The 14,550-nt window shown below is 53.6% G+C and carries 9 protein-coding genes; 7 read left to right on the top strand and 2 right to left on the bottom strand.

The window, feature by feature from the left end:
- The first annotated feature begins 7 nt into the window (after positions 1 to 7).
- From BM040_RS08005 to BM040_RS07985, 5 genes are all read left to right on the top strand, one after another.
- Complete coding sequence (locus BM040_RS08005) at positions 8 to 1,489, top strand: SusD/RagB family nutrient-binding outer membrane lipoprotein (protein WP_092099976.1); 1,482 nt, start codon at positions 8 to 10, stop codon at positions 1,487 to 1,489.
- A gap of 24 nt (positions 1,490 to 1,513) precedes the next feature.
- Complete coding sequence (locus BM040_RS08000) at positions 1,514 to 2,158, top strand: immunoglobulin-like domain-containing protein (protein ID WP_092099975.1); 645 nt, start codon at positions 1,514 to 1,516, stop codon at positions 2,156 to 2,158.
- Between the two features lie 12 nt (positions 2,159 to 2,170).
- Positions 2,171 to 2,683, top strand: coding sequence for a lipid-binding protein (locus BM040_RS07995; RefSeq protein WP_092099974.1), 513 nt, complete (start codon positions 2,171 to 2,173; stop codon positions 2,681 to 2,683).
- Positions 2,684 to 2,800: 117 nt separating this feature from the next.
- On the top strand, positions 2,801 to 5,185 hold the full coding sequence (locus tag BM040_RS07990; protein ID WP_092099973.1) for a TonB-dependent receptor: 2,385 nt from the start codon (positions 2,801 to 2,803) through the stop codon (positions 5,183 to 5,185).
- Positions 5,186 to 5,191: 6 nt separating this feature from the next.
- A complete protein-coding gene (locus BM040_RS07985) occupies positions 5,192 to 6,238 on the top strand; it encodes a DUF4249 domain-containing protein (RefSeq protein ID WP_092099972.1) in 1,047 nt (348 codons plus the stop codon).
- Between the two features lie 87 nt (positions 6,239 to 6,325).
- On the opposite strand, the gene BM040_RS07980 is transcribed toward BM040_RS07985, so the two are convergent.
- A complete protein-coding gene (locus BM040_RS07980; RefSeq protein WP_092099971.1) occupies positions 6,326 to 8,662 on the bottom strand; it encodes a glycoside hydrolase family 20 protein in 2,337 nt (778 codons plus the stop codon).
- 838 nt (positions 8,663 to 9,500) lie between these two features.
- On the bottom strand, positions 9,501 to 11,834 hold the full coding sequence (locus BM040_RS07975; protein ID WP_245756138.1) for a S46 family peptidase: 2,334 nt from the start codon (positions 11,832 to 11,834) through the stop codon (positions 9,501 to 9,503).
- Between the two features lie 94 nt (positions 11,835 to 11,928).
- Here BM040_RS07975 and yidD point away from each other — a divergent pair, with 94 nt between their 5' ends.
- Together yidD and BM040_RS07965 are read left to right on the top strand one after the other, a co-directional pair.
- Entirely contained in the window at positions 11,929 to 12,150 is a 222-nt protein-coding gene (yidD, locus tag BM040_RS07970) for a membrane protein insertion efficiency factor YidD (protein ID WP_092099969.1), read from the top strand.
- 908 nt (positions 12,151 to 13,058) lie between these two features.
- Positions 13,059 to 14,534, top strand: coding sequence for a DUF5687 family protein (locus BM040_RS07965; RefSeq protein ID WP_092099968.1), 1,476 nt, complete (start codon positions 13,059 to 13,061; stop codon positions 14,532 to 14,534).
- Positions 14,535 to 14,550: the final 16 nt, after the last annotated feature.

Genomic DNA, 14,550 nt, shown 5'->3' with positions numbered 1-14,550 from the left:
GAAAATCATGAAAAAGCAATTTATAAAAGGGCTTGCTGTATTATTGGCCTTGTCTCTCGGCTTTACAGCTTGCGACGACTACCTCGACATAAACGTGGACCCCAACAACCCGCCAACCTCTACGCCGGCACTGACCCTGCCGGCGGCACAAGGGGAACTGGCCTATGTGCTGGGCAACCAGTTTCAGTTTTTGGGCAACTTCTTCGCCCAGCACTGGACCCAGGCCGGCGCCGCCAACCAGTACTGCGACCTGGAACTCTATGAGATAACCTCCTCAGACTACGATGCCCGTGTGTGGGGTGAGTTGTACGCCGGTGCCCTGCAAGACTTCCGGTTTGTGAGCGACCAGGCCAGAGAGGATGGCGACCGAAACGCGGAAGCGATTGGCCGCATCATGGAAGTGTACACAATGCAGGTGATTACAGACGCCTGGGGCGATGTACCTTATACCACGGCATTGACCGGGTTGGATGACCCGAACCCATCCTACCAGGCACAACAGGAGATATACGACCTGTTTATCGTGCAGCTGGATTCGGCTCTGGCGCTGATCGATGAGGGGGCTGATACGGAGGTCGGTAGTGCTGACCTGGTGTATGGCGGAGACATGGGGCGCTGGCGCAGGTTCGGCAACACGCTCAAACTCAAGATTTACCTGCGTCAGGCATACGTTCGGCCAGATGTTGCCCAAAGCGGCATTCAGGCTATGTATGCCAGTGGGGCGGAGTTTCTGCAGATAGGCGAAACCGGCGACGTAGAGTTTGCTGACCAGACCCAGAACCGGAACCCTTTCTACCAAACTCAGGTGGTGTTCCGGGGCGGGGTGGACGTGGTAGCCAGCAATACCTCCCTGGAATTCCTGCAGGAGACCAATGATCCACGGCTCAGCGACTTTTACGCTCCGGCAGAAACGGGCGCGGCAGCAGGAAGCTTTGTCGGTGTAGACCAGGGCGTGGAATGTACCCCTGACAGGACTGGTAACCAATCCAACTCTGTGTCGAAGCCTGGGCCGGCAGTGGCCAGTCCTACCACCGCGATTCCCTTTATAACCGCCGCCGAGAGCTTCTTCCTGCAGGCTGAGGCTGTGGCACGTGGCTGGACTGGTGGTGCTGGTGGCGATGCGGCCGAACTGTACGCCCAGGGCATTAGGGCCTCCTTTGACTACCTGGGAGAGGATGTGGCGCAAGTAGATCAGTTGCTGCAACAGCCAGGAGTAGCCTATCCGGTTGGGGCCGATGTAGAGGCGCAGGTGGAGCAAATTATTACGCAGAAGTGGGTTTCCTTTAACGGGGTCCAAGGTTTTGAGTCCTGGACAGAGTACAGGAGAACAGGATATCCAGGCTTTATAGACCCTTCTGCGGCATCTAACCTGGCTGCCGGAGTAATACCCAAGCGCCTGGTGTACCCAAACACGGAATCGATCCGAAACCAGAATTACCCGGGCCTGATAGAAATCAGCATACCGGTGTGGTGGGACGTGAAGGACTAATGTGAAACATAAACTTGAGGAAAGATGAAAAGCATCAATAAAACCTTCATGGCAGCCATGCTCTCGGTGATGGCGCTCCTTTTGCCTGGCTGCGAGAAAGATGATGAAACGGCAAATGTTTCGTTTGTAACTACTTATCCTGTCGTCACGCTGCTGGGAGACCAGTGGGAGGTGCTGCAGGTTGGGGAAACCTTCACGGATGCGGGGGCAGAGGCTTTTGAAGGCGAAACAGCCATCGATTTTACCACCTCTGGCTCTGTCGATACGAGCGTGCCCGGCGTTTATGTGCTCACGTATACCGCTGTCAATCAGGATGGATTCTCCACATCGGAGAGAAGGTACGTGGGTGTTGTTACGCCCGAAGCAGCTGCCATCGATTTAAGTGGGCAGTACCAGCGCACCGTAGGCGACCGGGGAATCTCTACCGTGACACAGATTGAACCCGGCTTGTTTGAAACGAATAATGTCGGAGGTGTTGCTGCTCCGGGGCCTGCCACTACGGTCAGGTTTTACCACTACGATGTTGGCATGATTGGGGTTCCTCCGCAAGATGTGCAAGGCAGCGAATTCGCCGCGGTTGATGCCACCGTTATTCCGGGGGTAAGTTACAGCTGGGTCGTTATAAACTCTGGCTATGGTACCGCTCTTCGAACGTTTGTTAAACTATAAAACCGAATCCATATGAAGCTGAAATATACTTTGTTACTGACCCTGTTTCTGTCGCTGGGCGTGTTTAGTGCCTGCGACGACGATGACGATGATGACATAGACTACACGGCAACCTACCCCATCTCGGGAACCTGGAGTGTTACCTTTAATATAGAGACAGCTCCTGGGCAGTTTGAGCCGCTTACGGATCTAACCGAAGTGCTGATTTATAATACGGCCGCCAACGTGCCTACAGAGGTTTGGATAGACGATGAGGGAAATGTTGCTGATTTTAAGGTTAAAACACCTATTAATATCGGCAATTTAACCTTTGGCGGGGAGAACCTGGCAAACGATTACGAACCCACACAGGTAACCATCACCGATGGGCAGGTTTTCCTCAATGCCGTGGAAGTCAATAATGTGCTGCGCGATAGCATTTACTTCAGGGTATCGTTCAGTGACGATGAGGACGCTGAAGGCAATCCCGATCCCTTTGGCACCATCTACCATGTGTACGGCCACCGCAGCTCCGGATTTGAATAAAGGTTTGTGCAGTTGGCAAAAGGAAAGGCAGATTCTGAAAAGTCTGCCTTTCTTATTAACCTGAAAGTATAAGCAGTTCAGCTTGTTCCCTATTTTTTCCATCAACCTGTCTTGTATATGCGGCTGCTCGCGGTTTGGCTTACTGTGGCTATGCTGATGCTCTGCGAGCCTCTGGTGCTGTATGCTTATGCCTTGCCTCAGGCAGGTGGCTTTACCGTACGCGGCACTGTACGGGATGCGCAGACAGGAGAGGCCATTGCCGGCGCCGCTGTGCTGGCGGAAGGCAGTAGCACAGGTACTACCACGGATGCGACTGGCACCTTTAGGTTATACTTGCCTGCCGGGAGTAGCACGGTGGTTATTTCATACCTGGGCTACGAGCGGGCCACTGTGCGCGTGAGCAGTGGCAACACTACGCTGAAGGTGCCGTTGGCGCGGTCGTCGGTGCAGCTGTCGGAGGTGGGGGTAGTGGGGCAAAAGCCGGTGCATGATAACATCCGCAGTGTGCAGAGCGGTATCACGAGCCTCAACATCAATACCATTAAATCGGTGCCTGCCTTTCTGGGCGAGGTGGACGTGGTGAAAAGTATAAAACTGCTGCCGGGCGTAAGCTCGGTAGGCGAGGCGGCGACGGGCTTTAACGTGCGGGGCGGAAGCGTGGACCAGAACCTTATACTTTTGGATGGCGCGCCGCTGTTTAACAGTGCCCATTTGTTTGGCTTCTTTTCGGTTTTCAACCCCGATGCCGTGGAGGATGTGACGCTGTACCGGGGCGGCGTGCCGGCGCAGTATGGCGGGCGCATCTCCTCGGTGCTGGATGTACGGATGCGGGAGGGTGATAGGGAGAAGTTCGCGCTCAACGGAGGTGTGGGACTTGTCTCGGCCAGGCTGGCGGTGGAGGGGCCTATCATCCAAGACAAAACCTCTTTCTTGGTGGCCGGCCGCAGTTCCTACTCCGACTGGTTGCTGCGCAAAATGCCCAACGCCAATATCCGCAACAGCCATGCTGCCTTTTACGATGCCTCTGCCAAGATCAGCCATACGTTTAGTGAGCGTAATAAACTCGCTGTCTCCGGCTACCGCAGCTTCGATGAGTTTGGCTTCTCGGGCGACACGCTCTACAACTGGACGACCAACGCTGCCACGGCCACCTACACGCGCCGCTTCAGTTCCAGCCTTTCCATGAGCCTGATTGGGGTGTACACAGATTATACTTTCAAAGTGAAAACCGAGCAGCGCGTGAATGCCTCGGAGTACAGCAACGGCATTGAGCTGAAAAGTATAAAGGCAGACTTTGCGCTGGCTACCGGCAAGCATGCGATTCACTTCGGAGCAGCGGCCCTGGATTATACGTTTGAGCAGGGCAGACTAACGCCAACTTCGGCTGAGTCGCAGGTGCTGCCGGTGCAGCTGCAGCCGGAGCAGGCGCTGGAGAGTGCCCTGTACTGGAACGATGAGGTGCGGCTCTCGCCTAAGCTCTCCCTCATGTATGGCCTGCGCTACTCGTTTTACGCCAACTACGGGGCCGGGCAGGTATACCGCTATCAGCCAGGTGTGCCCAAACAGGAGCGCACCATTACGGATACTTTAAGCTATAGCCGCGGGGAGGTGATCGAGAGCTACCACGGAGCCGAGCCACGCTTTTCGGTGAATTATTCGTTGAACGAGCGCAGCGCCATCAAGCTAGGGTATAACCGCCACCGGCAGTACCTCCACCTTATCTCCAACACCACCACTATCTCGCCCACCGATATCTGGAAGAGCAGCAACACGCATATAAAGCCGCAAATTGGGGATCAGGTGAGCCTGGGCTACTTCCGAAATTTTACAAAAAATACGATAGAGGCTTCGGTAGAGGGATATTACAAGCGGATGGAGCACATGCTGGACTATAAAAATGGGGCGGATTTATACTTGAACCTGACCCTGGAGGCGGATTTGTTGGCAGGCGAAGGCAGGGCCTATGGCGTGGAGGCAAGCATCAGCAAGGTAAGCGGGCGGCTGACCGGTTGGCTCAACTATACGTACGCCCGCACCGAGATTGCCGTAAAAGGCGCCACGGCAGAGGAAACTGTGAACAAAGGAGAGTATTACCCGGCCAGCTACGACAAACCGCATACTTTAAACCTGGCCGCCAGCTACGAAATGGGCAAACGCTGGCAGCTGGGCGCTACTTTTACCTATAGCACCGGCCGCCCCATCACCGCGCCGCTCGCGCACTACGTTATCGGCGATTTTATCGTGCCCCACTTCGGAGACCGCAACCAGCAGCGCATCCCCGACTACCACCGGCTGGACCTGTCGCTCTCGCTCTTGCCAGACAAGGCTAGGAACAAGCGCTGGGAGGGCACCTGGAACCTCTCGCTCTACAACGTGTATGGGCGCAAAAACCCGTACTCGGTTTTCTTCCGGCAAGTGTACGGCTCCCCGCCCAGGGCTTACCGGCTTGCGGTGGTGGGCGTGCCGCTGCCCTCTATTTCTTATGATTTCAAGTTCAGGTAACGCGCCATGAAAAAAGCAGTCATCTTAAGTATAATTTTGCTGCTGGCAGGCAGCTGCATTGACCCGCTGGACCTGGACATTGACGACCAGGCGGAACAACTGGTGGTGGACGGCATGATCACCAACGAGCCGGGACCCTACACCGTGCGCCTAAGCCGGAGCAAACCCTACGATACTTATGCCGACAGCTGGAGCGCCACAGAAACAGGGGCCACTGTTATACTTTCAGATGACCACGGAAACCAGGAAACACTCACCGAAACAGCGCCAGGACTCTACCAGACCAGCGAAGGAGGCATGCAGGGACAGCTGGGCTATACTTACACGTTGAGCATCCGCACGAAAAGCGGGCAGTTCTATACTTCTCTCCCCGAAACGCTCCGGCCCGTGCCGCCCATCGACAGTTTATACTTTGAGGTACGCCCGCAGCAGATCCTCAACGAGGCGGATGTGGAAGAAACCATTTACATGGTGGATGTATTGGTGGACGCCCCAGACCCGGCACAGGAAAAGAACTACTACCTGTGGCAATGGACGAGCACCTTTCAGGTAAACACCCAGCCCTGGGATTATGCTGAGAAAATAAGGGGTGTGCGGGTGCCCATGCCCAAAGATTGCTGCGAAGTATGCTGGATTACCAGCCCCACCGGCAGCGTAAACGTGCAGGACGACAGGCTAATAAACGGCGGCACCCTGAGCCGGCATCTGGTAACCAGCATCCCCGTGACAGAACAGGCCTTTGGCACCAAGTACCACCTGGAGGTAAAGCAGCTCTCCGTTTCAGAGGCCGCCTACGATTACTGGCGCATCCTGAAGGCACAGATCGAGAACGGGGGAAGTATACAGGACCCGCCTCCCGCTACTATCATCGGAAACATCACCAATTTAGCCACAGGAGAACCAGCGCTGGGCTTTTTCGGGGCTTCGGCGGTAACAAGGCGCAGCCTGGATGTCCGGCGGGAGGATTTGGGCGTGCGGGTGGGGCAGTACATTTTTCCGGATGACTGTCGGGTGATTGCCAACAGCACCACAGAGCGGCCGGCATTCTGGTGAAAGTATAAAGGTTGTATTATCTAAAACGAGAAGAGGGGCTACAGTAAACGGCAGCCCCTCTTTTATGCTTGGTTTATACGTTATAGCCTACTCCACGCTAAGCTCATCCACCAGCAACCAGGTTTCGCGGCCGCGTACCGTATACTGGTCGGGAGCTACGCCTACGTTGCGGGCAATTACCTTTACGAAACGCGCCTTGGTAGCCGGGAACTCCGCGGCAATCGTTTTGCGCATCATGCCTTCTTCCTTCCCCGCATTGCTGATCACCTTTACGGTTTTAAAGTTCTTGCCATCCTCCGACACGGCATACTCCACCTGCGTGGGCAGGAACACACGGTAGCCAATGTGCTGCACGTAAGAGCTGCTGATTTTGGAGATGGACTGTACCTGCTCCAGGTCGATCACGGCTTCCAGGTCATCCTTCAGGTAGCCCAGCCAGTGGCCATCGTAGTGGTCGGTGGTGCCGTAGAGGCCGTTTACCAGGGCAGCTGTGCCCGGCGAAAAGCTACGGTGCGGCTCCTTGGCCAGCGTTACTTTTCGGTTGAGGGCTTTGTGTGCATCAAATACCCTGGTGGTGGCCTGGCCTATCAGCTTACCATCCTGAAAAGAGCCTGCCTTTATGACGGCAGCTTTCGTCAGTTCAAACGGCCCGGTATACTTCCGGGATTTGGCAGTTGGCTCAGAGCCGTCCAAAGTATAATAAATGTCCGTGCCAGCGGCATCCGTGGTAAACGTAACCCTGGCAGCCTTGCGCTCCGGAACTACCTGTAGTTGCTGCTTCACCTGGAAGGCGCTTTTGGCGTAGTTAATGCCCATGGCATCGTAACGCTGGTACTGCTGCTGCATACGCGCCTTAAAGTCATCCCAGTTTTTCAGGTTTACCGGCGTCCAGAGAACTTCTGACAGCGCCGCAACGCGCGGGAAAGCCATGTACTCTACGTGCTTGGTATTGGGAATATACTCTGTCCAGATGTTGGCCTGGGCGCCCAGGATATACTTTTGCTCTTCTTTGGAGAGCTCTGCCGGCGTAGGGTTGTAGGAGTAGACCCTTGCAAGCGGGTTATTGCCGTGGATGGTCACAGGCTCCAGTTCACGGTCGCCCTGGTAGTGGTCGAAGTATACATAATTGCCAGGCGTCATCACCACGTAATGCTTCTGCTTGGCTGCCTCGATGCCACCTTTCTCGCCGCGCCAGCTCATTACGAGGGCGTTGGGGGCCAATCCGCCCTCCAGAATTTCGTCCCAACCAATGATAGTGCGGCCTTTGGCGTTCAGAAACTTCTCCATGCGCTGGACAAAGTAGCTCTGCAGCTCATGCTCGTCCTTCAGGCCTTCATCTTTGATGCGCTTCTGGCACTTAGGACATTCTTTCCAGCGGGTCTTTGGGGCCTCGTCGCCGCCGATGTGCACGATCTGGCTCGGGAACAGGGCCAGCACCTCGGTCATCACGTCTTCCAGAAAGGCGAATGTCTGCTCGTTACCGGCGCAAAAAATATCATCAAAAATGCCCCATTTGCCTTCTACTTTAAACGGGCCGCCGGTACAGGAGAGCTCCGGGTAAGCCGCCAGCGCCGCCACTGCGTGGCCTGGCATCTCAATTTCAGGCACTACCGTGATGTAGCGCTCCTGCGCATACTTCACTACTTCTTTTATCTGCTCCTGCGTGTAGAAACCGCCGTGGCGTTTGTTGTCATAGGTCTGGGGTAGATCCCAGTAGTGGCCGATTAGGGTGCTGTCGCGCCAGGCACTGATTTCGGTGAGTTTCGGGTGCTTCTTGATCTCGATGCGCCAGCCCTGGTCGTCGGTCAGGTGCCAGTGGAAGGTGTTGAGCTTGTGCATGGCCAGGTAGTCGATGTACTGCTTCACAAATTCTACCGGCATAAAATGACGCGTCACGTCCAGGTGCATGCCGCGCCACTCGTAGCGGGGTTTATCGGCTATGCGCACTGCAGGAATCGTTACCGGCGCCTTGGTAGGCTGAGGCGGCAGCAACTGCTTTATACTTTGCGTACCGATAAAAAGGCCGTTTGGCTGGTTGGCGGCAAGTATAATTTGTTCTGGTGTTACTTCTAACGTATAGCCTTCCTTGCCCAAGGTATCCGTGGCAGCAGTAAGGCTGAGCTGGATGATGTTCTTGGCCTTTTTCTTTGCGTCTTTCTGGATGACCTGCGGCTGCACACCGGTGGCAGTTTTTATACTTTGCGCCAGCTGGTCGGCTATACTTTTCAGCTCCTCGTTTTGGGCCGGTACGTGGATTTTGGTGTCGGCATTGAGGGTAAAGTGGCCGCTCTGGGACGTCAGGTGCTGTGGTTTCGGGATGATGGAGATGGCCGGACCGGCTGTTTGATTTTGAGCCTGTGTACTGCTGAGACCTAGTAAGAAGGCCATGCTAAGCAACAGGGGAAAGGTTTTATTAAATCTCATGAAAAGTTAAGGTGTTAGAACATCAAGAATAAGGAATATTTGATAGAAATACCAGCGGGGGAGAGTTTGGGAGTTAGAGAGTTTAGGAGTTAGAAAGTTGGGAAGTTAAAAAGTTAGAAAGTTGTTTTAGGACTTGCAGGGTTTGGTAGGCTTCGAGTTTATGAGGTTGGCTATACTATATTATTTGACTGAATCAGGATTTTCAGGATTAAGGGATGAACAGGATTGTAGGACCGGGCCCAACCACCCCTGGCCCCTCCTTAGCTAAGGCGGGGAATTTGTAACTGCTTTGGCTAAAGTATAAGCGCTGTAGCTGCTGTCTATGCAAAGTATAACCCACCCCTGGCCCCTCCGAGGAGGGGAATTATACTTGTCTCTCTCCTTGTCATCTCGAGCAGCGCGAGAGATCTAGCGGGAATTCTAATCAGATCTCTCCCGAAGGTCGAGATGACAGTAGTAGCAGCGGCTATCGAACCTATCCCAGCCTTTGGGTTGAGCGCCTTGTGCATGTTGCGGTGCCCGCTAGGGCAGCCCGCAGCGGAGCGAGGAGCAGCTTCAGGCACACCGCGCGATGCCCGAAGGCGAGGCCCCCCGGCCTAGGAGGGCACCAAAGCCAGAGGTGCAACTGTAGGCTTGTGGGAACTATAGGAGGAACGGCAGTTTGGAAGTATAGCTTGGTTCAAGTTATGAGAAGCGGCGGCTAAGGAAGTATAGGCAAAGTATAAAGTATGGCTCAAATGGACAAACAACCGCAGACTGACGCTATGCAACAAGCATAAAAATAGCAGCGGCGCTGGGGCATCCCCAGCGCCGCTGCTTATACTTTATCAGGAAAGGCTTAGTCTTTCACCTGCAGTTTCACTCTGGCTTTGCCTTGCTTCTTATCAACCTTAAACTCGGTTTTGCCTTGCTTCAGGTTTTGCTGGGCTTCTTCAACTACAGCGTTCAGCAGCTCAGCCTGTGGAGAGGCGGCTTCTTCTACCTTAGCTGTCGCAGCTTCGCTTGGGCCGGGGTTCTCACCGTCCACAATCGTCATCTCGTTGATCAGGTTGGTGGCGCCTGCATACTTTTCGATCAGGAAGAGCACGTAGCGTGAGTCCACGTTGATGCAGCGCTTGTAGTCCGGGTCGTACACCAGGTCGCCGGTCATAGCTTCCCAGTTGCCGTCGAAGGCCAGGCCGATGAGCTCGCCTTTGCCGTTGATTACCGGAGAACCGGAGTTACCGCCCGTGATGTCGTTGTCGGTGATGAAGTTAACCACCAGTTCACCTTTGGAGTTGGCGTAGCGACCGTAGTCTTTTGCCTCATACAGTTGCTTGAGCTTGGCCGGGATGATGAACTCCTCGTTGTTCGGATCTTCCTTGGCCATGGTGCCTTCCAGCGTAGTATAGTAGTTGTACAGCACGCCATCCTGTGGGCTGTAATCCTTCACTGAACCGTAGCTCAGGCGGATGGTAGAGTTGGCATCCGCGTAGTATACTTTGTCCGGGTTCATCAGGCGCAGACCGGCTACGTACAGGCGATTGGCTTTGGCTAATTTCGCCTCGCTCTCGGCTAATTTTGGCGCGATGTTGTTTCTGTAGTTATCTACAATCGCGTTCACGATCTGGAAAGCCGGGTCGTTATCGAGCGCCTTCTGCGTTGGGTTCTGCAGGAAGCTGTTAAGCTTCTGCTCGTTCACCACAATTGAGTTGCTGTACACGTGGTCGGCCAGTTTCCCGAAGTTGCCTTTATACTTTTGCACCAGCTTTTTGAAAGACTCCGGCTGCTGGTCTTTGGCGATGTCGTCGTAGTAGGCTTTCATCAGGGCCGCAAATACTTTCTTATCCGCTGGCAGGTAGTAGTCTTTGAAGAAAGCATCTACGCGTGGCTTCACATCTTCAGCGGCTTTCTTAGCTGCGGCTGCGTTACCTGATTTAAGGGCAGTATACACTGGCGTCAGGCGGTAAGCCATCAGCAGCGCCTCGGTGCCCAGAACGGCCTCGTTCAGGTACACCGAACCTAAGTTATACTTCTCGATGGTGGTATAGGCATCAGCAATATCGCTCATCACGTTGCCATAAGTAGCTTTGCGCTCGGCGTCGGCATTTGCCCAGGCCTGGAACTTGTCCTCGTCGGCAATTTTACCTTCGATGGTGCGCATGCGCTTGATGCCCTCGTTCTGGCCGATAGAGTACTTGTAGTAGTTAGATGTAGAGGCATACTTGGAGGCATACTTGATGCGGGTAGCATCAGCCTTGTCCATCTCCTCTTTCCAGATATCGAGCTTCTGCTCGCGCAGTTTAATGCGGGAGTTGTTCAGCTGGTTTACCTCCAGTTTCAGGCCGTGCGAAGTCATGAAACGCTTGGTGCGGCCCGGGAAGCCGAATACCATGGCAAAGTCGCCTGGGTCTTTCTCTCCGATGTTGATGGGCAGGTGGTGGGCTGGCTTGTAAGGCACGTTGCTCTTGCTGTAGGTGGCAGGAGAGCCATCTGGAGCCATGTACACGCGGAACATCGCGAAGTCACCAGTATGGCGCGGCCACATCCAGTTGTCGGTATCACCACCGAACTTACCAATAGAAGATGGCGGAGCACCTACCAGACGCACGTCGGTGTAGCGGTTGTATACGAACAGGTAAAACTCGTTGCCGTTGAAGAAATCACGCACATAGGTTACATACTTGCCGTTCTCAGAGGCCTCTTTGGCCAGTGCCTGCGTGCGCTGCGCAATCAGTTGGGCGCGCTGCTCTTCCGGTGTGTTGTTGTCGATACCTTCGAGTACCTTGCCGGTCACGTCGTCCATGTAGTGCAGGATGTCTACAAACAGGCCTTCGTTTGGCAGCTCCTGATCTTTAGAAGTAGCCCAGAAACCGTTGGTCAGGTAATCGTTTTGCGGGGTGGAGTGTGATTGGATCTGACCGTAACCGCAGTGGTGGTTGGTCAGCAGCAGGCCCTCTGGTGAAATGAACTCGCCGGTACAGAAACCACCGAACTGCACGATGGCATCCTTCAGGCTCGAATTGTTTACAGAGTAGATTTCTTCGGCCGTCAGCTGAAGTCCCTGTTTCTGCATATCCGTGTGGTTCAGACGCTTGATGAGCATCGGCAACCACATACCTTCGTCCGCCTTCGCCGCAAACGGCGTGCTCAGCGAGACTAAAAGTAGGAGTGAAAGGATTCTTTTTAACATGGAAATTTGTTTAGATTAGTTTAACCGAGGCAAATTTAGCAAAAGTTGCTGCCTTTTGCTGTAAATCATACGCGGTGCTCGCCGCAAAGTAGTTATGACCTGGATATTTAAAAAGTTGGTGCTGGCGCTGGTGTGGGTGTACCAGCACATGATTTCGCCGCTCACGCCGGCCTCCTGCCGCTATACGCCTACCTGCTCGCAGTACGCCGTGGATGCGGTGAATAAGTATGGCCCCTTTAAAGGCGGCTGGATGGCGCTCAAGCGGATCGGGCGTTGCCATCCCTGGGGTGGGAGTGGGTATGATCCGGTGAAGTAGTATACTTAATATCCTTATCTATTCTATCTGGAGCGCGTTTACAACTCGTGTCTACTGTAGTGTTGGGTTTGTAACCCAACTGGCTTGAAAAGCCATACTTTATACTTTGCCTATACTTTTATACTTCGGTTATAATAGCTGTTATACTTTCATAGCCACCGCTTCCCGCTTACTGAACCAAGCTATCCTATCTAGCTTCCGTTCATCCTATAGTTCTCACAAACCTTAAGTTGCATCTCTGACTATGGAGCTCTCAAGCCCGAGAGGGCTCGCCTTCGGGCATCGCGCTGTGTTCCCTCCTTGCCTCGCTTCGCTCAGCATGCCCTTACCGGGCACCAGATCTCACAAGGCGCTCAACCCAAAGGCTGGGAAGCATTCGATAGCTACGGCCACTACTGTCATCTCGACCTTCGGGAGAGATCTATTTAGAATTCCGGATAGATCTCTCACAGCTACGCTGGCTCTTTTCGGCTCTCGCCTCAAGAGTACTCGAGATGACAGAGTAAATGGAAAGTATAATTCCCCTCCTCGCAGGGGCTAGGGGTGGGTTTATACTTGTAGGGACAGGTCGCGACCTGTCCGCACGAGAACCTCAGCTATAAAACTTATACTTCAGCAGCAGTAATAACAGGCTCCCCTCCTTAGACTACCGAGAACGGGAGTTCGAAGGTAGCGAGCGTAGTTCTGAGGGGCAAGGGGTGGTTGGACCCGGAATCACAAACGGTAATATGAGGCAGTTGCTCTCAGAACAGTCACAACCAAGAGACTTAACACCTAACCCCGTTTCATCGAAACCATGGCCTTGTAAGTATAAATTATACTTGGGTTTGTCTAAATATAAGCAGCGGCATTGGAGGCTTTCGCCATTTTTGAAGTATATTTAAAAAACGCTATTCTATATCCTGCCTATGCTATTAACCTTACTCACACACCAGTGGAAAGCCGATGTCCGTTCTTCCGTGTTTCAGAAGGGCCTGGCGCTCAACATCATCATGGGGCTGCTGATTTTATACTTTGGCGGCATCTTCCTGTTTCTAGGCTTTAACATTGATGATATCCTGCTGAAAGTATTCCCGAGCCAGGATCCGGTGGCGGTGTTTAACGGCGGCATGCTGTACTACTTCCTGATGGACCTGTTCTTCCGGTTTATGCTGCAGGAGATGCCTGTTTTGGCTGTGCAGCCTTACCTGCACCTGCCGGTTGGCAAAAACAGGCTGGTGCACTTTGTGCTGGTTAAGTCTGTTTTCAGTTTCCTGAACGTGCTGCCGCTGCTGTTTATGGTGCCCTTTATGGTGTCGGCGGTAGTGCCGGCGTATGGCGCGGGGGTAGCCTCGGTATGGCTGCTGGCGCTGGTGGCGCTTACGCTATTCAACAATTTTGTGCTGCTATACTTTAAGCGGCAGCTAGCGGCCAAGCCGCTATACACACTGGCCTTTGGCGTAGTGGTTTCGGCGGTGATGCTGCTCGATTACTTCGACCTGCTCTCGCTGAACGTGGCTTCCAGGGCAGCGTTTGGGCAGTTGCTGCTGCAGCCCTGGCTCGTGGCGGTGCCTTTGTTGCTGGTGGCGGTGGCGTATACGTTCAATTTCCGCTTTCTGAAGGAGCATACCTACCCCGAGGAACTGCAGGTGCGCAAGGCTACCAAGGTTTCGGGCAGCAACATCGCCTTCCTGAGCCGCTTTGGCGAAATTGGAAAGCTGATAGAGCTGGAACTGAAGCTGATCTGGCGCAACAAACGGCCTAAATCCACCCTGGTAATGTCTGCTTTTATACTTTTCTACGGCGTTATCTTTTACAAAGAACCTTACATGGACGGCTATGCCATGCTGATATTTGTGGGACTGATGATGACGGGCATGGCTATGTTCAGCTATGGCCAGTTTGTGCCAGGCTGGCAAAGCACCCACTTCGATGCCCTGCTGACGCAACGCATCTCTATTTACCAGTTCCTGAAAGCCAAGTACTGGATGTTTTTGGCTGTTACTCTGTTTGCCTACTTGATTACGCTGCCCTACGGCCTGCTTGGCTATAAGATTCTTATCATCAACACAGTGGCACTGCTCTACAATATCGGGGTGAACGTGTTTATCATCTTCTATTTTTCAGCTTACAACACCTCTCGTCTGGACCTGAGTCGTGGGTCAGCCTTTAACTGGCAGGGGGTGGGAGCCTCCAAATTTGTGATGATGCTGCCCCTCATCATTATCCCGCTGCTCATTTACATGCCCTTTGGTTTGATGGATGTGCCTTATGTTGGCTTGGCAACCATTGGAGGGTTGGGTTTGCTGGGGCTAATCTTCCAGAAACAGCTGCTGCAGTGGTCGGCAAGGTGGTTTATGAAGCACAAGTATAAACTGGCCACGGGTTTCCGCCAGTCTGAGTAAGAACGTTTAAAAACAA

Origin of the sequence: Pontibacter chinhatensis (assembly GCF_900113285.1) — a bacterium.
Taxonomy (GTDB): domain Bacteria; phylum Bacteroidota; class Bacteroidia; order Cytophagales; family Hymenobacteraceae; genus Pontibacter; species Pontibacter chinhatensis.
The sequence above is the reverse complement of the archived record's forward strand: the minus strand, read 5'-3'. Positions and strand labels throughout refer to the sequence as shown.

Excerpts from the sequence above, each read along its gene's own strand:
- BM040_RS08005 (WP_092099976.1), top strand. The coding sequence starts at position 8 with ATGAAAAAGCAATTTATAAAAGGGCTTGCTGTATTATTGGCCTTGTCT.
- BM040_RS08000 (WP_092099975.1), top strand. The coding sequence starts at position 1,514 with ATGAAAAGCATCAATAAAACCTTCATGGCAGCCATGCTCTCGGTGATG.
- BM040_RS07995 (WP_092099974.1), top strand. The coding sequence starts at position 2,171 with ATGAAGCTGAAATATACTTTGTTACTGACCCTGTTTCTGTCGCTGGGC.
- BM040_RS07990 (WP_092099973.1), top strand. The coding sequence starts at position 2,801 with ATGCGGCTGCTCGCGGTTTGGCTTACTGTGGCTATGCTGATGCTCTGC.
- BM040_RS07985 (WP_092099972.1), top strand. The coding sequence starts at position 5,192 with ATGAAAAAAGCAGTCATCTTAAGTATAATTTTGCTGCTGGCAGGCAGC.
- BM040_RS07980 (WP_092099971.1), bottom strand. The coding sequence starts at position 8,662 with ATGAGATTTAATAAAACCTTTCCCCTGTTGCTTAGCATGGCCTTCTTA.
- BM040_RS07975 (WP_245756138.1), bottom strand. The coding sequence starts at position 11,834 with ATGTTAAAAAGAATCCTTTCACTCCTACTTTTAGTCTCGCTGAGCACG.
- yidD (WP_092099969.1), top strand. The coding sequence starts at position 11,929 with ATGACCTGGATATTTAAAAAGTTGGTGCTGGCGCTGGTGTGGGTGTAC.
- BM040_RS07965 (WP_092099968.1), top strand. The coding sequence starts at position 13,059 with ATGCTATTAACCTTACTCACACACCAGTGGAAAGCCGATGTCCGTTCT.